Below are 21,758 nucleotides of genomic sequence, written 5' to 3' on the forward strand. Positions count from 1 at the left end.
GACTGCAATAGGCGTGCGTAATTTTGAATTGTTTTTAAACACTACTTGTTTGGTGAATACTTTGCCTGCTGTCAGTAAACACTGCAAGTAGAAGCAAAAATCTTTGGATTGTCAGCCGATTTTATCAAAAGATCGCTCTACGTTGCTTTGTATTGCTTAACCTGAAATTGTCACCGTATTGCACTTCTAAGGCGCGAGGGAGAGAAATTTCCCTCCTCTAAACTCTAGATGGAGTTTGATAGATGACTTAACCCCGAACTGGGAGCGAGATGAAGAACTCAGTGCCTTGTCCTAATTCCGACTGGACTTCGAGCCGTCCATCATGTCTCTCGACCACAATCTGACGGGCGATCGCTAAGCCTAACCCCGTTCCTTTGCCAACCTCTTTAGTGGTAAACAAGCGATCGAAAATCTTAGATTTGACTTCCTCATTCATACCTTTACCGTTGTCACCAATACGAATTTCGACCGTATTTTGTTTGGATAATAATACAGTTTGAATCGTGATTTGTTGGGGATGATTTTCTAACTTTTTAAAGGTTGTTTGCTGTGCCATTTCATCGAACATATCAATCGCATTGGCCAGAATGTTCATAAACACCTGGTTAAGCTGACCGGGGAAGCAATTAATTTCGGGGATGTCACCGTAGTTTCGTATAACTTTAATAGCAGGTCGATTTTCATTCGCTTTGAGTCGATACTTGAGCATCAACAGCGTACTATCTAACCCTTCGTGCAAGTTGGCGCTAACTTTGTGTTCCGTATCGGCGCGAGAGAAAGTACGCAGGCTAGTGCTAATGCCCTTAATGCGATCGGTCGCGCCTTTCATCGAGTCAATTAACTTGGGTAAATCCTCCAATAGAAACTCCAGGTCAATCTTTTCAGCCAATTCAGCCACCGAACCAGTAGGGGGCTGGTGCTGCTGATATGTGTCTAGATACTCACACAGGTCTTGTACGTAATCTTTAGCATTGTTAATACTGCCGTTAAGGAAGCCAACTGGATTATTAATTTCGTGAGCAACTCCAGCCACCAAGTTACCTAAAGTAGCCATTTTTTCGTTTTGCACAATCTGAAGCTGAGATTCTTCAAGCTGTTGAGCGTAGGCTTGGGCTTGCTGATAGAGGCGAGCATTCTCCAGTGAAATCGCAGCTTGGGCACAGAGCAGATTCAGCAACTCAACGCGATCGCGGGTAAAGGCTCCTATTGCCAGGTTATTTTCCAGATAGACCATGCCCAGCAACTTGCCTTGTTGTAAAATGGGGCTGCACAGCAGACTCTTAGGTTGTTGGTTTTGGATATAGACATCAGCGCTCGATACCGAATCTTGCGCGGCGTTGGCAATCACAGCTGGTTGCAAGCTGCGTTTGACTTTTGTGACCAGACTGATGGGCACTACACCACTATCGACAAGCGACTGCGTTGGATGCAGAATCTGCGTTTCGATTTTTCGAGATTCCGTCAGTGCTGCCCTAGCCTGAACCGTGAGATTTTGCCCCTCACTTAACATCAAAACGCACTGCGTAGCACCTGAGGTTTGCATTACTGTCAGCAAGAGAGTGCCAATTAACCGCTCGATCTCAATTTCACTGGAAAGGGTTTGAGACGCTTTAAGGATGGCAACTAGATCCAGGGTATCAGAAAGACTAGTGGAAGAAGCACTAGTCGAGCTGAAAGTTCCAGTGGCAAATAAAGTTTCGTCAACACAGAGTGGTATCTGCGCTTGTTGGAGGATAGGAGCGAGCAGTTGAGGATAGCGAGTTTCTAAGTCGGAGAGTTTGGCTTTTGCCCCCCAACGAGCATAGCCATAGTAGGCTTCAATCATGTAGGCTTGTGCGACCCGCTCTTTGTTCCAATCCAGGTAAAATTTTGCCGCCAGTTCATTGGCAACGGCTTCTTCCTGAGGGTAGCCATTGGCTTTGGCACCCGCGATCGCCAGGTCATAAAGTTCTAGAGCTTGTGTTTTACAATTGAGGAGTTGATGTTTTTGCGCTTCAACTAAATGATATTTATGCAAGTAATTCATGGGAGCATAATGCGCCCATTCTTTTAACTTTGCTTGATTTTCTTGCAATCGCTGCCATCGCGGTTCCGATTCCGACATCGATTCCGGCGGAGTAGCAAGCACGGTGAGAGAATCATAGAAATATAAGATCGGTTCAACGATATTTCCCATACCCCCAGCCAAATACTGTCGGGTTTGAGCAGCATCGTGTTCCGCTTTAGCAAAGTCTTCAAGCCAGTAATTTAATGTGAATCGATACAGGTAAAAGTAGCATAATCGGTAAAAATCATTGGAGACTTTTGCTTCAGCAAGGATTTTTTCTTCATAGGAATTCTGGCGTAAGGGAATCTCGTTCTCTGACTGACCCAGCAGAATGAGAGCCGCCTGCCAGTAAGCCAAAACACAGTTTGCTGCCGTGAATTGGTGGAGGTCGCACAACTGTTGGTAATAGGCATGAATTTGGGGTTCGAGTTCAGCGAGCGGTTGACCGCACCAGTAGGCATTCAAGCAGAACAACTGAGCATCGTAGCCAAGAAATTCTAGATTGCCGGTTTCCAATCCTGCTTGATATCCTTCTTGAAGAATTGGCAGTGTTTCTTGTAAATGGGTAGTCCAATGACCAACATATCCTCCCATTAACAGGGCTGTTGCCGGTAGAATATTTTTGGCATCTGGTTCTGAGGCGAGTTGGTATCCTAATTGCCCGAACTGAGGCACCTTTGTCATCTCTCCCCACAGGGTTCTAAGTTGGAAGGCGTAACCGGCGTAGCAATACGCCGAAACAGGACTATTGCCAAATTGAATTGACAACTTGGCCTGTAGCGCAACAATTAGGAAATAGAGCATTGAGCCAGTCATGTAACAGACGGGTGTCAGCCGAGCCGCATTTTGCATAATGGCTAACTGCTGGGGGTCTGTCATTTTCGGCAGATGAATGAATGACTCAATCGAGCGACCCTCAATTAAGGCATCGATTTCCAGCTTGATCGGTCGAATATCCTCTAACGTTGGGCTGTCTGGCAGGTTCACGCCCAACATTTGGAAGACTGATTGACCGATCGCGATCGCTTCTAAAAATTGATTGCGGGCTACCAACGCCTGAATTCTGACTTGATAGACTTGCACTTGTTCTAAAGGCGTTTTCGCAAAATGAATCACCGCTTCAATCCACCAATCCATCTGCTCAAAATCGCCAACCAAGAAAGCGACCTCGGCAGCTAAGTCGTGCAGGGATAGGGTCATTTCGTACTGTCGGTGCCAAGCGTCTGTTCCCAGCAGTTTCAGACCCACTGTGGCATATTCACGGGCTGCTTGATAGGCAGTTGCCAGTCTGGCTTTGCGGCAAGCAGTGAGGTTGAGTTGGGCGAGTTCGTCCCTTTCCTGTTGTTCCTCAACAAGCGTTGTTCCATAGTTCAACTGATTGACGATTTCAAAAATGCGCTCTTCTCTAGCGGCTGAAGAAACTTGTTGTAATAAAAGTTGTCCGATCTGATAATGAGTCGTCTGTTTTCGCTCGTCAGGGATGAGGGAATAAGCTGCTTGCTGAACGCGATCGTGGAGAAAGCGATAAGAACAGTTAAACGTTGTTAAAGAGTTGACTTCTGCCACCTTAAGCTCTGATGGCTGATAAAACTTATAAACCTCGGTAATGGGTAAAATCACTCCTTCTTGCAAGGCTTTCCAGAGGTCGATCGCGGTATCTTCGGGCGATCGCTCATTGACAATCGCCAGGGTAGCCAAATCGAACTGAGCGCCAATGCAAGCTGCTAGTTTCAAAACAGTCTGGGTTGCAGCAGGCAATTTTTGCAACTGAAGTGCCATAAACTCGACGACATCATCGGTGAGCGCAAGTAACTTCACCGTTACCAGGTCGCACTGCCAATGTCCCAAGTGGAAGTCAAAGGAAATATAGCCGTCCTCATGCAGTGCTTTGAGAAATTGGGTGAGGAAGAAGGGATTACCTTTGGTTTTTTGATAGAGCAACTCCGTCAGCGGCTGAGCCAGTTCAACAGAACAACTTAGCGTATCTGCCGTTAACTGAGTCACATCCGTTTGGCTCAGGGGTTCTAGGGTAAGGGCATGGATCGGGGTTTGGGCTTTTTTGATCTCGTCGAGCATTAGCATCAAGGGGTGAGTCGGGAACACTTCGTTATCCCGATAAGCTCCAATGATGAACAGGTAACCACGTTGCTTGCCGCCGTAAGTATCGCGTTCTGTCAGCAGTAGCTTCAGCAAGTTCAGAGAAGCTGAATCAGCCCACTGCAAGTCATCCAGGAAAATAACCAGTGGATGCTCTGGCTTGGCGAACTCCGTGATGAACTTCTGGAACAGCAGATTGAAACGGTTCTGAGCAGCACTGCCGGAGAGTTCTGGTACGGGGGGTTGTTGGCCGATGACCTGTTCAAGTTCGGGAATCATCTCGATAAGCACCTGGCCATTGTCACCAACTGCCGCCAGGATCTTCGCTTTCCACTCTTGCAACTGCTTGTCGTCACTGCTCAGCAGTTGATCCATAAGATCGCGGAAGGCTTGGACAAACGCGCTAAAAGGAAGATTGCGGTTGAATTGGTCAAACTTGCCTTTGATGAAATAGCCATGCCAACGCACGATCGGCTTATGTACTTCATTGACGACGGCGGTTTTGCCAATGCCGGAAAAACCTGCCACCAGCATCAATTCGGAGGCTCCATTGGCAACTCGACCAAAAGCATCGAGCAAGGTTTGAACTTCTTGTTCTCGTCCGTAGAGTTTTTCGGGGATCAAAAAGCGATCGCTGATATCCCGTTGGCCTAACTTAAACCAGGTATGTTTGCCCGCAACACGATACTCTTCCTGGCATTTCATGAGATCGTGCTTGAGACCGAGGGCACTTTGATATCGGTCTTCAGCATTCTTAGCCATGAGTTTGCTAATAATTTCACCGAGCATGATGGGCAGATCGGGGTTGAGATCGCAGACAGAGGGTGGTTGCTTAGCTAGATGGGCATGAACCATTTCCATTGGCTCGTCAGCTTGGAATGGTAACTTTCCCGCGAGCAGTTCAAAAAAGGTAATTCCTAAGGAATAGAAATCGCTGCGATAGTCAATTCCCCGGTTCATCCGCCCGGTTTGTTCCGGTGAGATATAAGCCAGGGTGCCTTCTAGAACGTTGCGATTTTGAATCTCTTGAGTTTCACGGGGTAACAGGGAGGCAATGCTAAAGTCAATCAGCTTAATCTGCCGAGTTTGTGGTTGGATCAGAATGTTGGCTGGTTTAATGTCTTTGTGAATAATCCGTTGCTGATAGAGTTGGTGGAGGACATCCACAATTTGTAGGGCAATTGGCCAGAATTGTTCGATACTTAGAGGAGAAGCCTGGATGTAATGACGTAGGGAGATGCCACCGATGTCTGCCATTACCAAAGCATAGCCATTGGCATAGGGTTCTAGACTCATCGGTTGGACAATACCTGGGATGTCGAGACTTTTCGCGATCGCATACTGATTGCGAAACTGCACCAATTCGTTGAAGCTGGGATAGTCGTGCCGCAGTGTCTTGATCACCACCGGACATTGCTGTGACTTTTGCACTCCTCGATAGACAGCCGTCCTAGAACCTAGATACAGCTGCTCAACCAAGGTATAGCCAGAAATATTTGGAAATTGCCGTGCTAGAGAAGTCATTGGTTTAGGAAGAGCGCTTTGACTTCACTAGGATTCCCTAAAGTCTTAATTAAGTAACAGATAAACTAATATTACAAAAATATTATCACGTGAAACTTTCTATATAATAAATATTCCAAAGAGGGTGATTATACGGAATTTTTGGATCTGATAATTAATTCTCCTCTAACAAGGACTTTTGTGCCAAAACCCCTCGCCCTTACCAAGCAGTTATGCCTGGATATATTTGATTAAATTGCTCATCGATAGTCTTGTTTTTGTGAAATAGAATTCTTGCATTAATTTTTGAAGTAGATGCATAACTAATCTGAATTGATGGAACGCTATTATTCTCAGCAAGATTTTTGATAATTGTATACTTTATTTTTTGAATGCCAAACAACGTAATTTTACTAAATCTTAATAAGCGCATTCCTAGCTTCATTAGTCATTTTTACAGTCATCTAAGTAGAGAGGCGCAAAAAAAAAGTATGTAACGAAAAGTAAATTTGCCTAAAAACCTCTTCCCTTCACCATAGCTGTCCTCTTCTATCTACCTTGTCATGGCGGCAATTTTTAACAGCGACTTTCTTAAGTTAATAGTAATGGGAGCGATCGCAAAACTTGCACTCATCACCCCCACCTTATTTTTCTCTTATGAATTAATAGCACCAGCCTCTGGGAACAGATAATTACTCAGCAATATTAACCAAACCTGAAACTTCGGAATCAGCCAATGTTGGGGCTGTAAAAATTTGAGAATATAAGCTTGTTGGTTGTTGTTCGGCAACAACAGGTAGAACTTGACGGGCATGCATTGCAACTGCCACTGTTTTCACATCATAAGCTTGTGTTGCTAGCTTGGGATACAAGCCGATACCGATGATGGGGATTAACAAGCAAGCCGTAATAAACAGTTCGCGGGGTTTAACATCTTGTACAACCGCATCCAAAACCAACTCTTGATTTTGCTTGCCGTAGAAGACGGAACGTAACATGGATAGCAAGTAAATCGGAGTCAAGATAACACCAACAGCGGAGAGAAGCACAACAACAACTTTAAAGCTTGAACTGTAAACATCGCTTGTAGCAAGTCCCAGGAAGACCATCAACTCACCTACAAAACCGCTCATTCCAGGGAGTGCTAGAGAAGCCATCGCACCTGCTGTGAAAAGAGCAAAGGTTTTAGGCATAACTTTTGCCATACCACCCATCTTATCCATCATTAAAGTGTGAGTCCGCTCGTAAGTCACACCAGATAGGAAGAACAAGCTAGCAGCAATCAAACCGTGGGAAACCATCTGCAGCATTGCACCACTGATGCCCATTTCGGAATAGGAGGCAATACCAATCAGGACAAATCCCATGTGGGCAATGGATGAGTACGCTAGACGACGCTTGAGGTTGTTTTGAGCAAAGGCACAACAAGCACCGTAGATAATGTTTACGACACCCAGAATCGCGAGAACTGGGGCAAAGACAACATGAGCATTGGTCAACATCTCCATGTTGATGCGGATGAGCGCATATCCACCCATCTTCAACAACACACCAGCAAGAATCATTGAACCAGGTGCAGATGCTTCACCATGAGCATCGGGAAGCCAGGTATGTAAGGGGAAAATTGGTAGTTTGACGCCAAAGGCAATGAGGAAGCAAGCGTAGACGAGTAATTCTAATGTGTTTGAATATTCTTTCATTCCCAGAGTTGTCATGTCGAAAGTGACAGTGTCTCCAGAGAATGCCATTGCGAAACCTGCTACCAAGATAAAGATTGATGCAGCAGCAGTGTAAAGAATGAATTTTGTGGCTGCGTAACGGCGCTTTTCTCCTCCCCAGATAGAAATCAGCAGGTATACTGGCACCAACTCAATTTCCCACATGAGGAAGAACAACAGCAGATCCTGGGCAACAAACACCCCGATCTGGGCGCTGTACATGACCAGCATCAAAGCATGAAATAATCGCGGCTTTTTGGTTACTTTCCAAGCCGCGAATATTGCAAGAGTATTAATTAACCCTGTAAGCAGTACCAAAGGCATTGATAAACCATCGACTGCTACAGACCAGTTCATTCCCAACTGAGGCACCCAGGCGTACTTCTCAACGAGTTGGAATGCTGAACTTTGAAAATCGTAATGCTGCCAAAAGGCATAAATCATCAACGCAAAATCTGCAAGTGCTACTCCCAAACCGTACCAGCGGACAGTTTTGCCCTCTTTATCTGGAATGAAGGGGATGGCTGCGGTAGCCACCAGAGGCAGGGTAATTATGGCTGTTAGCCAAGGGAACTCGAAAGCATTCATCACTGACAATCGGTTTTTATTTTTGCTTTTAATTACATTATATTAAGCTATCGTTACTTTTGTAAACGTTATTCTTCCAGTTAAAACCAAATCTTTAGAATTCATAGAGATAAATACTTATTTTTTTGACTAGATACATTCTAATTGTAAAGTTTTACAACGACAACAAAAAACGGCAGCTTTTGCTACCGTTACAAAACTTAATATTAATTGCATCCTAAGATAGACTTATTCTCGCCAGACTGATATCTACTTATGCAAAAAGGTACATATGAGAACTTTTTTATTGTTCTGCAATACAGTTGACAAAATTGCAAACTATTTTGCTTTTTAAACGAACAAAGGAAACAAAATAGTATTCTAGTAGTTTGAGAAACCCGGTAACTTTTGTGAAAAAAGTTTCTACCCCAGGTTGTCCGTACACTATTAGATTATTTTCAATTTAAAAGACGCTGATTTTTCGCTCGCGTTCCCCAACTACTCAATGACAACTCTAGCTCCTTGAGTATCAACACAAAGCGATCGCACATCCGCCTTCACGCCCTCTTTTAACCAAGCATTTGCCATCGCTCCAACTACAGCATCAGCATAAACCCTATCCGTCAAAGCCAAAAGAGTTGGTCCGGCACCACTAATGACCATTCCATAAGCACCAGCCGCAACAGCAGCAGAATTCACTGCATCATAACCTCGAATCAAAACCTTTCGATAAGGCTGGTGTAGCCTATCCTGTAATGCAGCCCTCAACCAACTGCCCCTCCCAGTTTCCAAACCACGCAATAATAAGCCGAGATGCGCCGTGTTGAAAATAGCATCTCCACGACTCACCTCAGATGGCAACACCTGTCGGGCTTCCTTCGTTGAAAGCTCAAAATCCGGAATTGCAACCACCGAAACAATTTCCTGACTCCAGGGAATCTCACAAATCTCCCACAAACTTTCTTTTTCTCTTAGCGATTGATTTTCCACTCCCGTCGCTGCCAAACGACATCCACCTAAAAAAGCAGGGACAACATTATCTGGATGATCTTCTAAAGCAATTGCCAACTCTAACAACTGCGACTGACTCAGAGGTTGACCAGCCAATACATTCGCACCAATCAATCCACCAACTATTGCTGTTGCCGAACTCCCCAAACCTCTGGCCAACGGTACGCCAAGAGAAATATCTATCTGCACAAATGGTGGAGGTTGCTCTATAGACTCGTAAAACTTGACAAAAGCCTGATACAGTAAATTACTATCATCAGTCACAACCCGTTCAGCCTCAACACCCGTCACAGTTATGACCCCTCGCCCATGAGAGTGGCGAGTAAACTTAAACTCATTATATAGAGTTAGAGCAGCACCAATGCAGTCAAACCCCGGTCCCAAGTTAGCAGTCGTTGCAGGGACAGTAATAGTGGCACAAGAAACTACAGACATTTTTATGCTTCAGAGCAATTAATCAAACAGCTTCTCATGGAAACGATTAATTTGCTCATTTTTAACTATATTATTGAGGCTAGGTGGGCGCAAAGAATTATCATTGGTGTTGAGCGGGGATGCGTGCGCTCGTCGCCCTTGCTTGCTGTAGGGATGGAATAAGGCTAGTGCGAGCCAAATACAGAAATTTTGCTTTTCGTTACATATTGAAAAAGTTTTCCGCCCAGCTACTAAGTCTTGAGAAAAAACTTAAAACGTATAATATAGATACAAAACTTAAAAAAAATAAAAACTTGATTTATAAAGTTTGTTAAAAGATCCAAAATTCTGTTATGTTTAATTTCAGAGAGGGTAATCTAAGGTCACAAACCCAATAAAAAATTAGCGGACTGGAATCAGTTCCAGCCCGGTAAAAAAAGCGGGCTAACCGTTTAAGGAGCTTGGTTAACCCGTGCAGCTTTGGGAACGCGCAGAGTAATGGTTATTGCAATACCAACTTAACGTTGGCATTTTGCAAACCGCGCTGCTTCACTTCAGCCAGAGTCTTGTTAACAGCATACTTCTGGTTGATAGAGTTGATGAGTTCGGTTTGGTTGTGCTTCTTAGCAACGCCCCACAGGTCTGCGATCAGGTCAAAAGAACCGTCGCTGTTGCGAGACCAACCGAGGTCATATTCGCCTTCGAGAACAGCAACTAAGTCAGCACGAACACGCTGACCGTTGTAACCACGAACATCTGCTTCAGTCTTCACGGAGATGCCGAGGTCGCGCAGGGAAGCCTTGAGGATTTCAGCATCGGTGATTTTGGTACGCAGAGTGCTAAAGTGAGACATTTGGGTTTCCTCCAATGAGAAAGTAGAGAAAGACAACGGTTTTTTGCAAAGCCGCGTTTGGCAGAACGCGGGTGGCAGTAGCTATAGCGGAGTAAAACCCCTATAAGGCACTGCCTTTTTTTTAACTGCTAGCCTTTGATGCTAGCCTTTCCCCCTGTGGTAGCAGGAGAAAGCTTTTAGAACTCCATTCGCTGGTATTCAGCAACGGAGGCTGCAGCAGGTCTTGCTCGCTGTCTAGCCCAATCTCTTAGGGCTGTTACCTGTTCTTGCATCGTTCGAGACAGCGGCAGTGTTGCCTTCAGTGCAGCAATAATATCTAGTTGAGTGAACTCGCGATCTTGGGCAAAAGCTTCGTACATAGCCGCGACGATCGCCTGTTCAATTTCTGCCCCAGAGAACCCATCTGACATCTTAGCTAGCTGTTCGAGGTCAAACCGCGAGATGTCATTCCGGCGCTTGTTCAGGTGAATCTTGAAAATATCCTGACGTTCTTCATTTATGGGCAAATCAACAAAGAAAATTTCATCAAATCGACCTTTCCTCAAAAATTCCCCAGGTAAGCGCTCAACTCTATTAGCAGTTGCCATCACAAACACTGGAGATTTCTTCTCTTGCATCCAAGTGAGGAAAGAGCCAAATATACGGCTAGAAGTACCCCCATCAGAATCAGAAGACCCCGCACTTCCAGCAAAAGACTTGTCCAATTCATCTATAAACAAGATGACTGGGGAAATAGATTCAGCCGTTTTTAACGCGTTCCGCAAGTTGGCTTCCGAACGTCCTACCATGGAACCATCATAGACACGTCCCATATCCAACCGCAATAACGGTAAACCCCAAAGTCGAGAGGTAGTTTTAGCAATCAACGACTTCCCACAACCAGGAACCCCTAAAATTAACATTCCCTTAGGTTGAGGCAAACCATACTCCCGCGCTCTTTCTGTAAAAGCGTTGGAACGTTGCTTGAGCCATTTTTTTAGCTCTTCCAAACCACCAACACCGTCTATAGTTTCATCTTCTTCTATGTACTCAAGTATACCATTTCGGCGAATGAGTTGCTTTTTCTCAGATAAAACTATATCGACTTCTTCTTCTGTCAGACGCCCTGATGTGACCTGCGCCTTGCGGTAAACTTTTTCAGCTTCATCTTTGGTTAATCCTAAAGCCGCTCTTAGAAGCTTTTCCCTGGCTTCAGTCGTTAACCGCCGTCCCCGGTTTTGATCTATGTGATGGGTCAATACTTTGTTCAAGTCTCCCATATCTGGTAATGGGAAGTCAAGAACAACAACTTCCTTCTCCAACTCAATAGGAACTTGTTGCATTGGAGACATTAAAATAATATTTTTCTGCGTACCCTTGAAACTCGCGATCGCATCTCTTAGCGATCTGGTTGTTGCGGGCGCATCTATAAAGGGGTGTAAATCTTTAAGAATAAATATACTAGCTTCTTTCTGCCGAATAATCCATTCAATGGCTGCTTCTGGCGATACAGTGTTGTGTTGGGTGACATTCCGGGGTTGACCGTACTCCACGATGCCGTGAGTCACTGTCCAAACATAGACCTTTCGCTGCGGCTTTGATGATTGAGCAATATGTGAAATTGCTTGCTCAGCCCGCTCTTCCTCGGAGGTCACAAGGTAGATTAGAGGGTATTGAGCTTGAATGAGTATATTGAGCTCTTCTTTCATACTTCGACCTACTTGAGACCTTTACAGACAGTACAGACATCGCCAACATTAAAATAGGGGGGAGAGAATTATGAAAAATATCTCTACTACTCACAATTCCCACCTAGCAAGGAACCAACTCTTCCTCGCCTTTCTGATTTGTTTCATCCATTTCTTCAATGGATATACGTTCTTGTCCAATTATTCCTGGCTGCTTGCCAAGCGCTGCAAGTTCCCCATCCCTAAGGACTAGCGAACTCTCACAGGTTGGGCAGGAATACACTCTATGAGATCTTCCATAAGAAGCTTCATCTACTAATTCTGAATGTGCCAGATAGAAAACCAGAGCGCGTTCCGCTAACTCTGACATTGGTTCCGAGTCAACTGCTGAACGAATTTTGAGTTTCCTATGAAGTTCCGGCGACAAATACAAAGTAACCTTTTGCTTAGTTTGCATATTACTGTTTTGCGGTCTTACCCGGGTATGTATTTCACGATATCGGCTGGCATTTTACTTGTCAACCTACTAAGACGTTTTGACAGCATTTTTGTAACATTTCTTAATTTTAAAGAAGCAGGGGCGCAAGACTACCGCACCCTGTAGTTAATTGTTCTCCTTTGTCTCCCTTGTCTTCCTTGTCCCCCAGCCTCTAGTCCCCAATCCCCAATCCCCAATCCCCAATCTTTCATGATTAGAGGTGCCATAAACCTGATAGATTTAGCTATCAGCGAGTAAAAACTTGGTGAAAATGAAAGTCCTGGTTATTGGTGGCGATGGTTATTGCGGTTGGGCAACCGCACTTTACCTTTCTAATCGAGGTTATGAAGTTGGTATTTTAGATAGTTTAGTGCGACGGCATTGGGACAACGAGTTGGGAGTGGAGACTCTAACTCCAATCGCACCAATTCAACATCGAATTCAACGCTGGCACGATTTGACAGGTAAATCTATTGACCTGTTGATTGGCGATATCACTAACTACGAGTTCTTGAGTAAAGCACTGCACAAATTTCAGCCAGAAGCAATCGTACACTTTGGCGAACAAAGATCTGCGCCTTATTCAATGATTGACCGCGAACACGCAGTTTTTACCCAAGTTAACAACGTAGTTGGGACTTTAAACTTGTTGTACGCCATGCGGGAAGACTTCCCAGACTGCCATTTAGTCAAACTGGGAACAATGGGAGAATATGGAACACCCAACATCGACATCGAAGAAGGGTATATCACAATCGAGCACAACGGGAGGAAAGATACTCTACCCTATCCCAAACAACCCGGCTCGATGTATCATTTGAGCAAAGTTCATGACAGTCATAACATTCACTTTGCGTGTCGGATTTGGGGATTGCGAGCCACAGACCTGAATCAGGGTGTTGTTTACGGTGTTTTGACTGAAGAAACAGGCATGGACGAACTGTTGATTAACCGCCTGGATTACGACGGTGTATTCGGTACGGCACTGAATCGCTTCTGTATCCAAGCAGCTATCGGACATCCCCTAACAGTTTACGGCAAAGGCGGTCAAACCCGAGGATTTTTGGATATTCGAGACACAGTAAGGTGTATCGAAATTGCTGTAGCCAATCCAGCGCAACCCGGTGAATTCCGCGTCTTTAACCAATTCACTGAACTATTCAGTGTTGGTGATTTAGCAATGATGGTGAAGAAAGCTGGTAATGCACTCGGACTGAATGTAGAAATTAATCACTTAGAAAATCCCAGAATTGAGAAAGAAGAGCATTACTTCAACGCCAAAAATACCCAGCTTTTGGATCTTGGGTTACAACCTCATTATCTTTCTGACTCTTTGCTCGATTCTCTACTGAATTTCTCCATTAAGTACCAAAATCGAGTTGACAAACAACAAATTTTGCCTAAAGTCTCTTGGCGAAGAAATTAGGGCAATCTGAAGGATGAAGTATAAAGTATGAAGTCTAAAATTAGACTTCTCAATTGATGGGAAGATTAAAAAGTATAGATGTATACATCTAGTCAAAACACAATTTTGGTTATGTGTACCAATTGTGTTTCTTTTTCATCTTTTATCCTTCATCCTTTTGTTACGGGTTGTGTTGGCTGTACTGAAATTATTTTATATGCGAATCGCTCTCTTCACTGAAACCTTTCTGCCTAAGGTAGACGGCATAGTGACGCGCTTGCGTCATACCATTGACCATCTTCAGCGTAATGGAAACCAAGTTCTAGTGATTGCCCCTGATGGTGGCATAACTGAATACAAAGGAGCTAGAGTATATGGAGTCTCAGGTTTCCCCTTACCACTGTATCCAGAGTTAAAAATGGCACTACCTCGTCCGGCAATCGGTCATACTCTAGAGGAATTCAAGCCAGATATAATTCACGTGGTAAATCCAGCGGTTTTGGGGTTAGCTGGTATATTCCATAGCAAATACCTCAATATCCCTTTAGTAGCGTCTTACCATACACATCTACCACAGTATCTTCAACATTATGGTTTGGGAATGTTAGAAGGATTACTCTGGGAATTGCTTAAAACAGCTCACAATCAAGCATCTTTGAATCTGTGTACTTCTACAGCAATGATGGAGGAATTAACCTCACACGGTATCGAAAGGGTTTATTTATGGCAAAGAGGAGTAGATACAGAATCATTTCATCCAGATAATTTATGCCAAAAAATGCGATCGCGCTTATCGCAAAATCACCCAGAAAGTCCATTATTACTATACGTGGGTCGTCTTTCGGCTGAAAAGGAAATTGAGCGGATCAAACCCATACTAGAAGCTATACCCGAAGCACGGTTAGCATTAGTAGGGGACGGTCCTCACCGTCAAGCATTAGAGAAACATTTTGCCGGAACAAATACACATTTTGTTGGTTATCTTGTTGGCAGAGAATTAGCTTCTGCTTTTGCGAGCGCTGATGCTTTTATTTTTCCTTCCCGTACAGAAACATTAGGATTAGTCCTTCTAGAAGCAATGGCTGCGGGGTGTCCGGTTGTCGCTGCACGTTCGGGTGGCATTCCAGACATAGTCACAGATGGAGTTAATGGGTATCTTTTTGAACCCAAAGCAGATGTTCAAAGTGCTGTTGCAGCCACTATGCGTCTTTTACAACAGCAACAAGAACGAGAAACTATCCGTCAAAATGCCCGAAAAGAAGCAGAACGTTGGGGCTGGGCAGCTGCAACACGCCAGTTACAAACTTACTATCAACAAGCTATTCCATGACACTCCTAAATACTGGTAGCGTCCTGGCTACATTAACAGAACTTACTCAAGTCAACCGCACAAACGCTCTATTGCGCCGTGTCAAAGATCTATCCGTTAACGAATTTGTTTGCTTGCTAGATTTTATAACTGCTGAATTTCAGCAGTTCCTTAGAGCGATCGAACTTATTAATAACGAAGCCCTAGAAACCATGTTAGAAAAGGTTCTAGAGGCAATTACGCTAAAAATCGGTCAAATTCTTCAAGCCCAGCATACTACAATTTTTCTTGTAGATCGCGACAAAGGTCAATTATGGTCAAAAGTACCGCAAGAAAATATTTACAAACCTTTAGAAATTCGCACCCCTATTAATGTTGGTATTCCCGGTCATGTTGCAAGTACAGGTGAATGTCTAAATATCGTAGAAACGGATTCCCATCCCCTTTTTAGTCCGGAATTAGAAAAACAAATGGGCTACAAAATGCATAACATTTTATGTATGCCCGTCTTAAGTAGCAAAAATCAAATTGTAGCGGTTGTACAACTGGCAAATAAAGCAGGAGATATTCCTTTTGATGGCGAGGATGAAGAACGGTTTCGAGATTTCGCTGCATCAATTGGTATTATCTTGGAAAGCTGTCAATCTTTCTATGTAGCTGCCCGCAATCAACGAGGGGCAACAGCTCTTTTACGGGCGACTCAAACACTGGGGCAAAGTTTAGATTTGGAAGCAACTTTGCAAATAGTGATGGAACAAGCCCGAATTTTAATGCAGGCAGACCGCAGCACGCTGTTTTTATATCGTAAAGAAATGGGGGAATTGTGGACTAAAGTGGCAGCGGCTGATGGCAAAACTATGATAGAAATTCGTATATCTGCCAGTAAAGGTATTGCTGGTTATGTCGCGTCTACAGGTGAAGCGCTAAATATTCCCGATGCTTATAAAGATCCGCGTTTCGATCCAAGTATAGACCGAAAAACAGGTTATATAACTCGCAATATTTTATGTTTGCCAGTCTTTAATTCAGCCAATGAACTCATTGGTGTTACACAATTAATTAACAAGCAGCAAGGTAGCTTTACTGCTTCTGATGAAGAATTTATGCGAGCTTTTAATATTCAAGCAGGAATTGCTTTGGAAAATGCACGCTTGTTTGAAAATGTGTTATTAGAAAAACAGTATCAAAAAGATATTTTACAAAGTCTTTCTGACGCCGTAATTTCTACGGATATGGAAGGAAAAATAGTAACTATTAACGATGCAGCGCTACAGTTATTGGGCTGTCCTTTATCGGAGTCTAACGGGAAAAATATTAAGTATGATTGGGAACAACATTTGATAGGTCGTTTGGTTTGGGAAGTTGTACCTATTGAAAATTTACAAATCAGACTGCAAGATAGCTTGAAATGTGGCGCAAGGCATTACGTACCAGAACAAAGTTTATCAGTTGGGTTGTATGTGGAGACTTTATACGCAACACCCATACAAGATTCAACCATAGCCGTACAAGAAATAGGGGATTGCATTTTAGCAATACGCGATCGCAATAACCCGCAAATTTTTCTTCCTTGGAACCAACCTCTTACTCCTCGTTCATCCTTACTTCACGAGTCGTTAATTCAAAAAATTGACCGAAGTATTAATCTTACAGTCAATCCTTTAACCAATCCAGAAGGAGGTGTCCGAGGAGGTTTGGTAGTGTTAGAAGATATTAGCCAAGAAAAACGGATGAAAACAACCATGTACCGCTACTTAACTCCTGGTGTTGCAGAACAAGTGATGGTACTCGGAGAAGATGCATTGATGGTGGGTGAACGAAAAGAGGTAACTATATTATTTTCTGATATCAGAGGTTACACCACGCTGACAGAAAATTTAGGAGCAGCTGAAGTGGTATCGTTACTGAATCAGTACTTTGAAACGATGGTTGAAGCGGTTTTTAATCACGAAGGCACATTAGATAAATTTATTGGTGATGCCTTAATGGCCGTATTTGGTGCGCCACTCCCACTTACAGAAAATCATGCGTGGAGAGCCGTACAATCAGCCTTGGAAATGCGACAAAGGCTGGCTGAATTTAACCGACGACGTATCGTCCAAGCACAGCCCCTCATTCACATCGGTATTGGAATTAGTTCTGGAGAAGTTGTTTCTGGGAATATTGGGTCTCGAAAACGGATGGACTATACCGTGATTGGAGATGGTGTCAATTTAAGCTCGCGTCTCGAAGGAGTGACAAAAGAATACGGCTGCGACATGATTTTAAGCGAATTTACTTATCAATTGTGTAGCGATCGCATTTGGGTACGTGAATTGGATAGAATCAGGGTCAAAGGAAAACATCAAGCCGTTAACATTTACGAGTTGATTGGCGATCGCAGCATGACTCTGGATGCTAACACGCAAGAATTTTTGTTTTTCTACCACCAAGGACGTACTGCGTACACGGAACGCAACTTTCAAAAAGCAATTGATTTTTTTCAATCTGCCAAAAATATCCGACCTACAGACCAAGCTGTCAATATGCATCTAGAACGCGCTTGTAATTATCTTAACCATCCCCCAGATTGTGTATGGGATGGAGTGTGGACAATGGCTTCCAAGTAACGAGTTTACTCAGCGCTGTGCCCGCCTTCATCAGTACGGAAGGGGTCTTCTCCTATCCCCAATTCTTTTTTTGACCGTTTCAAAGTTTTCCAAAGTTCTTTTACTCGTTCGTAAGCATCCTCTGGAGATATTTTCCCAGCAGTCTCTAAGTTACAAATATAACTAACTTTTTGGGCAAATTCCTGTAAATTGGAGTTAAAAACTAAATTTTCTGGCTTTACCTGACCGTAATAATGCCCTCGTGGATATATAAAATTCTCTTTACTGCTAACCATTGTTTTCTCCATTGTTAAAATTTCAAATTTTATCAACCCTTGCAACATCTCCAACTTCTTCAAGAAGTTGGAGGTTCAAGCAAACCGACCTATCAAAAACTTGTGATATGAACTAATCGTTTGCACTTTCATGTGAGAAGTACGATCTTATTCAACTTGATTGAAAAACGTTATTAATAATGTATGATTCTATACATTAATTTCATTATTTTAGCATTTTGTTCCATGAAAAAATATTACAAGTTTTAGTATCAGCAAATACTAGACTTTTTCTATCGGTTATAGTGCAACATTTGATTCTGGCTCCTATTCCCTACTGCTTAGTCCCTTTAGATATAAAATGGTTTAGCCTGCAAGCATAAAAGCTACCTATCGCCTATTACTTAACCTTAAGCCATGTCTGCTCTAACAAAATTATACGAAGGCAAAGCAAAAGTCCTATATACAACGGATCGATCTGATATTCTACTAGCTGATTTTAAAGATGATGCGACTGCTTTCAATGCCCAAAAGCGTGGAAGTATCCAAGGCAAAGGGGCTATTAATTGTAGCATTTCCAGCAAACTTTTTCAACAACTGGAAGCACACGGCATAAAAACTCACTATATTGACAATCCCACTCCCAATCAGATGAGGGTAAGAGCAGTCAAGATTGTGCCTATCGAAGTCGTTGTCAGGAACATTGCAGCCGGAAGTTTGTGTCAACAAACAGGATTACCCTTAGGAACCGTGCTCAAACAGCCATTGGTAGAGTTCTATTACAAAAACGATCCCTTGGGTGACCCGTTGCTAACACGCGATCGCTTACTGTTATTAGAATTAGCAACACCGGAACAAGTAGATGGTATTACCCATCTAGCATTGCAAATCAACGATTTTCTCATCAACTTTTTTAAAAGGTGTGACATTACCTTAGTAGATTTTAAACTAGAGTTTGGTTTGGATTCACAGCAGCAGTTGCTGTTGGCAGATGAAATCAGCCCTGACACGTGTCGATTGTGGGATAATTCCGCCGGAGACGATCCAAATCGTCGAGTTCTTGATAAAGACCGTTTTCGTCGAGATTTGGGAAATATAGAAAATGCATATCAGGAGGTTTTACAACGAGTGCTAAAAGCGGTGGAAGAATTAGGGAGTAGGGAGTAGGGAGTAGGGAGTAGGGAATAAAACAATAGGAATTCAGTTAATACCAACTAACCCCCAGCCCCAGTCCCCCAACCCCTATCCTTTGCCTTTTGCAATTTGGCATATAAATTAGAAAGGCAAAAGTAAAAATAAAGTTTTTACTTTTACTGGTCGCATATAAGCATGACTGCCTTGTGATGGTGTGTGGACGTGAAGAGGAATCTAAATAAAATGCGCTTATCTCCCTTTATATTTACAGTTGTAGCGATCGCAGCCCCATTGGGCAATTCGCTAAGTGTGAATGCACAAACCGCTAAAGATTTAAAAACAGAACCAAAAACAGCAGCGGTTACAGCACCTACAACAGATCCAGAGCAAGTCGTTGTTGGGGTATTCCCAGCAGTTGTGCCTGGAGCGGTAACCAAGCCAGAAGTTATAGTGCCAACAATCTCAACACCAACAATTGCACAAAACCTTCAACAAACTCCAAATCCTGAGAATCAGCCTGCGGGAACTGAGCAACAAGCCCCATCATCTCCGGGTACAAATACACCAGAGGAGACAACCCAGCCAACTCAGGAACCAGTACAAAATAACCAACAACTGCCCAATTTTGACAATTCACCATCGGGGACTCAACAACAAACACCAGCCCCAGAAACCCAGCAACAAGCACCAGCCCCAGAAACCCAGCAACAAGCACCAGCCCCAGAAACCCAACAACAAACACCAGCCCCAGGAAATCAACAACCAGCACCAGAGAACACAAATCCACCTACATTTGAACAAACACCTCCGCCAACTCAACAAGAAACTCCATCAGAACAATCTCCCGCAGCAACAGAACCTCGGGTGCTTGTCTCTGAAGTATTGATTCGCTCTGAAGCCGGACAAGCGATCGCACCAGAGTTGGAAGACCAAATCTATAGAGCAATTCGTACCCAACCGGGGAGAACCACAACTCGTACACAATTGCAAGAAGATATTAACGCCGTTTTTGCTACAGGGTTCTTCTCTAATGTTCAAGCAGTACCAGAAGATACCCCATTAGGTGTACGGGTAAGTTTTGTGGTACAACCCAATCCGGTCTTAACTAAAGTGCAAGTGCAAGCGAATCCCGGCACAAATGTTGCTTCCGTACTACCAGCTGATACTGCAGATACGATATTTAAAGAACAATATGGTAAGATACTTAACCTGCGCGATCTACAAGAAGGGATCAAACAACTCACCAAACGCTATCAAGACAAAGGTTATGCACTAGCGAACGTTATTGGTGCGCCTCAAGTTTCTGAAAATGGAGTTGTTACCCTGCAAGTTGCAGAGGGTGTGGTAGAAGATATTCGAGTTCAGTTCCGCAATAAAGAAGGTCAAACAACAAACGACAAGGGACAACCAATTCGCGGACGAACACAGCCCTACATCGTGACACGAGAACTACAACTAAAGCCCGGAAATGTTTTTAACCGAAACACAGTGCAAAGAGACCTGCAAAGGGTATTTGGGCTGGGACTATTTGAAGATGTAAACGTTTCCCTCGATCCCGGTAGCGATCCTAGCAAAGTGGATGTAGTCGTCAACGTTGTTGAACGTAACAGCGGTTCTATTGCAGCAGGTGCTGGTATTAGTTCTGCAAGTGGCTTGTTTGGTACTGTCAGCTATCAGCAGCAAAACCTCAATGGACGAAATCAAAAACTGGGTGCTGAGGTACAAGTAGGACAAAGAGAATTGTTATTTGACCTCCGCTTTACAGACCCTTGGATTGCTGGCGATCCTTACCGCACTTCTTACACAGCCAATATTTTCCGTCGGAGATCCATTTCATTAATCTTTGAAGGCGACGATAGAGATATTGAAACTGTTCAAAACGTGAACGACCCCAACGAAGATGGTGATACCCCTCGCGTTGTACGCTTGGGGGGTGGTGTCAATTTCACCCGTCCTTTGTCTAGAAATCCTTATGAAAGAGCAGAATGGACAGCCTCAGCTGGTTTGCAATATCAGAGAGTGACGATCAGAGGTGATGGGGAGACCGCTAGGCTGGGACGCCTTGAAGGTACAAATGAGTTTGTGGAACTCAGCGAATCTGGAAAAGGGAAAGACGATTTACTACTCTTGCAATTGGGACTCGCACGGGACTTGAGAAATAATCCCTTACAACCCACAAGTGGTTCTTTCCTGCGTTTTGGCGTTGACCAATCCGTACCTATAGGATTGGGAAATATTTTCCTGACAAGATTGCGTGGTAGCTATAGCACATACTTACCCATCGATTTTACAAACTTTACTAAAGGACCGGAAACTCTTGCTTTTAACGTTCAAGCAGGAACGATACTAGGCGATCTCCCGCCTTATGAAGCCTTTTCTCTTGGTGGTAGTAACTCTGTACGGGGTTACGAAGAAGGAGGTTTGGGTAGCGGGCGCAGTTTTGTCCAAGCATCAGTTGAGTATCGCTTCCCCGTCTTTTCTGTTGTGAGCGGTGCTTTATTTTTTGATGTTGGTAGCGATTTGGGAACAAGTACTCGGGCTGCTGAGTTGTTGAATAAAGATGGTACTGGCTACGGCTTTGGTATTGGGGTGCGAGTGCAATCTCCTTTAGGACCAATTCGTATTGACTATGGTGTTAACGACGATGGTGATAGCCGCATTAACTTTGGTATTGGAGAGAGGTTCTGATTTG

At 43.7% G+C, this 21,758-nt stretch carries 13 protein-coding genes; 6 read left to right on the plus strand and 7 right to left on the minus strand.

Annotated features, from left to right (window positions below; genetic code table 11):
- Positions 1–247: 247 nt before the first annotated feature.
- From AB0756_RS13170 to thrB, 3 genes are all read right to left on the minus strand, one after another.
- Positions 248–5,668 (minus strand): trifunctional serine/threonine-protein kinase/ATP-binding protein/sensor histidine kinase, encoded by a 5,421-nt coding sequence (locus AB0756_RS13170; RefSeq protein ID WP_050046250.1) that lies wholly within the window; start codon positions 5,666–5,668, stop codon positions 248–250.
- A 671-nt stretch (positions 5,669–6,339) separates the two neighbouring features.
- Positions 6,340–7,953, minus strand: coding sequence for an NAD(P)H-quinone oxidoreductase subunit 4 (locus tag AB0756_RS13175; RefSeq protein ID WP_038088632.1), 1,614 nt, complete (start codon positions 7,951–7,953; stop codon positions 6,340–6,342).
- Between the two features lie 477 nt (positions 7,954–8,430).
- Entirely contained in the window at positions 8,431–9,378 is a 948-nt protein-coding gene (gene thrB / locus AB0756_RS13180) for a homoserine kinase (protein ID WP_038088628.1), read from the minus strand.
- A gap of 36 nt (positions 9,379–9,414) precedes the next feature.
- On the opposite strand from thrB, the gene AB0756_RS13185 reads away from it, so the two are divergent.
- Complete coding sequence (locus tag AB0756_RS13185; RefSeq protein WP_272899727.1) at positions 9,415–9,540, plus strand: hypothetical protein; 126 nt, start codon at positions 9,415–9,417, stop codon at positions 9,538–9,540.
- Positions 9,541–9,859: 319 nt separating this feature from the next.
- Here the strand turns inward: AB0756_RS13185 and AB0756_RS13190 are convergent, their stop codons facing one another.
- The 3 genes from AB0756_RS13190 to AB0756_RS13200 form a co-directional block, all read right to left on the minus strand.
- Positions 9,860–10,210: a DUF1257 domain-containing protein gene (locus tag AB0756_RS13190; protein WP_038088622.1), complete on the minus strand. Its 351-nt coding sequence runs from the start codon at positions 10,208–10,210 to the stop codon at positions 9,860–9,862.
- A gap of 176 nt (positions 10,211–10,386) precedes the next feature.
- The gene (gene ycf46, locus AB0756_RS13195; RefSeq protein WP_038088619.1) at positions 10,387–11,898 is read right to left on the minus strand and encodes a stress-responsive protein Ycf46; all 1,512 of its coding nucleotides are present in this window, start codon (positions 11,896–11,898) and stop codon (positions 10,387–10,389) included.
- Positions 11,899–12,001: 103 nt separating this feature from the next.
- The gene (locus AB0756_RS13200) at positions 12,002–12,334 is read right to left on the minus strand and encodes a hypothetical protein (protein ID WP_038088616.1); all 333 of its coding nucleotides are present in this window, start codon (positions 12,332–12,334) and stop codon (positions 12,002–12,004) included.
- Between the two features lie 292 nt (positions 12,335–12,626).
- Here AB0756_RS13200 and AB0756_RS13205 point away from each other — a divergent pair, with 292 nt between their 5' ends.
- The 3 genes from AB0756_RS13205 to AB0756_RS13215 all read left to right on the plus strand — a co-directional run bounded on the left by AB0756_RS13205 (position 12,627) and on the right by AB0756_RS13215 (position 17,678).
- Entirely contained in the window at positions 12,627–13,781 is a 1,155-nt protein-coding gene (locus AB0756_RS13205) for an NAD-dependent epimerase/dehydratase family protein (protein WP_038088614.1), read from the plus strand.
- 196 nt (positions 13,782–13,977) lie between these two features.
- Positions 13,978–15,090: a glycosyltransferase family 4 protein gene (locus AB0756_RS13210; RefSeq protein ID WP_038088644.1), complete on the plus strand. Its 1,113-nt coding sequence runs from the start codon at positions 13,978–13,980 to the stop codon at positions 15,088–15,090.
- Positions 15,087–17,678, plus strand: coding sequence for a GAF domain-containing protein (locus tag AB0756_RS13215; protein ID WP_038088610.1), 2,592 nt, complete (start codon positions 15,087–15,089; stop codon positions 17,676–17,678). Before AB0756_RS13210 ends, AB0756_RS13215 begins: the two co-directional genes overlap by 4 nt.
- A 5-nt stretch (positions 17,679–17,683) precedes the next feature.
- Here AB0756_RS13215 and AB0756_RS13220 read toward each other — a convergent pair whose 3' ends face one another.
- Entirely contained in the window at positions 17,684–17,953 is a 270-nt protein-coding gene (locus AB0756_RS13220; RefSeq protein ID WP_038088641.1) for a DUF7219 family protein, read from the minus strand.
- A 396-nt stretch (positions 17,954–18,349) separates the two neighbouring features.
- Here AB0756_RS13220 and purC point away from each other — a divergent pair, with 396 nt between their 5' ends.
- Both purC and AB0756_RS13230 read left to right on the plus strand, forming a co-directional pair.
- A complete protein-coding gene (gene purC / locus AB0756_RS13225) occupies positions 18,350–19,099 on the plus strand; it encodes a phosphoribosylaminoimidazolesuccinocarboxamide synthase (protein WP_038088607.1) in 750 nt (249 codons plus the stop codon).
- 210 nt (positions 19,100–19,309) lie between these two features.
- The gene (locus AB0756_RS13230) at positions 19,310–21,754 is read left to right on the plus strand and encodes a BamA/TamA family outer membrane protein (protein WP_038088604.1); all 2,445 of its coding nucleotides are present in this window, start codon (positions 19,310–19,312) and stop codon (positions 21,752–21,754) included.
- The last annotated feature ends 4 nt before the right edge of the window (positions 21,755–21,758 follow it).

Source organism: Tolypothrix campylonemoides VB511288_2 (assembly GCF_045999855.1).
Lineage (GTDB): Bacteria > Cyanobacteriota > Cyanobacteriia > Cyanobacteriales > Nostocaceae > Scytonema > Scytonema bouteillei_A.

Coding starts and splice junctions, on each gene's coding strand:
- AB0756_RS13170 (WP_050046250.1), bottom strand. CDS start 5,668: ATGACTTCTCTAGCACGGCAATTTCCAAATATTTCTGGCTATACCTTG.
- AB0756_RS13230 (WP_038088604.1), top strand. CDS start 19,310: ATGCGCTTATCTCCCTTTATATTTACAGTTGTAGCGATCGCAGCCCCA.
- AB0756_RS13205 (WP_038088614.1), top strand. CDS start 12,627: ATGAAAGTCCTGGTTATTGGTGGCGATGGTTATTGCGGTTGGGCAACC.
- AB0756_RS13210 (WP_038088644.1), top strand. CDS start 13,978: ATGCGAATCGCTCTCTTCACTGAAACCTTTCTGCCTAAGGTAGACGGC.
- thrB (WP_038088628.1), bottom strand. CDS start 9,378: ATGTCTGTAGTTTCTTGTGCCACTATTACTGTCCCTGCAACGACTGCT.
- AB0756_RS13185 (WP_272899727.1), top strand. CDS start 9,415: ATGGAAACGATTAATTTGCTCATTTTTAACTATATTATTGAGGCTAGG.
- AB0756_RS13215 (WP_038088610.1), top strand. CDS start 15,087: ATGACACTCCTAAATACTGGTAGCGTCCTGGCTACATTAACAGAACTT.
- purC (WP_038088607.1), top strand. CDS start 18,350: ATGTCTGCTCTAACAAAATTATACGAAGGCAAAGCAAAAGTCCTATAT.
- ycf46 (WP_038088619.1), bottom strand. CDS start 11,898: ATGAAAGAAGAGCTCAATATACTCATTCAAGCTCAATACCCTCTAATC.
- AB0756_RS13200 (WP_038088616.1), bottom strand. CDS start 12,334: ATGCAAACTAAGCAAAAGGTTACTTTGTATTTGTCGCCGGAACTTCAT.
- AB0756_RS13190 (WP_038088622.1), bottom strand. CDS start 10,210: ATGTCTCACTTTAGCACTCTGCGTACCAAAATCACCGATGCTGAAATC.
- AB0756_RS13175 (WP_038088632.1), bottom strand. CDS start 7,953: ATGAATGCTTTCGAGTTCCCTTGGCTAACAGCCATAATTACCCTGCCT.
- AB0756_RS13220 (WP_038088641.1), bottom strand. CDS start 17,953: ATGGTTAGCAGTAAAGAGAATTTTATATATCCACGAGGGCATTATTAC.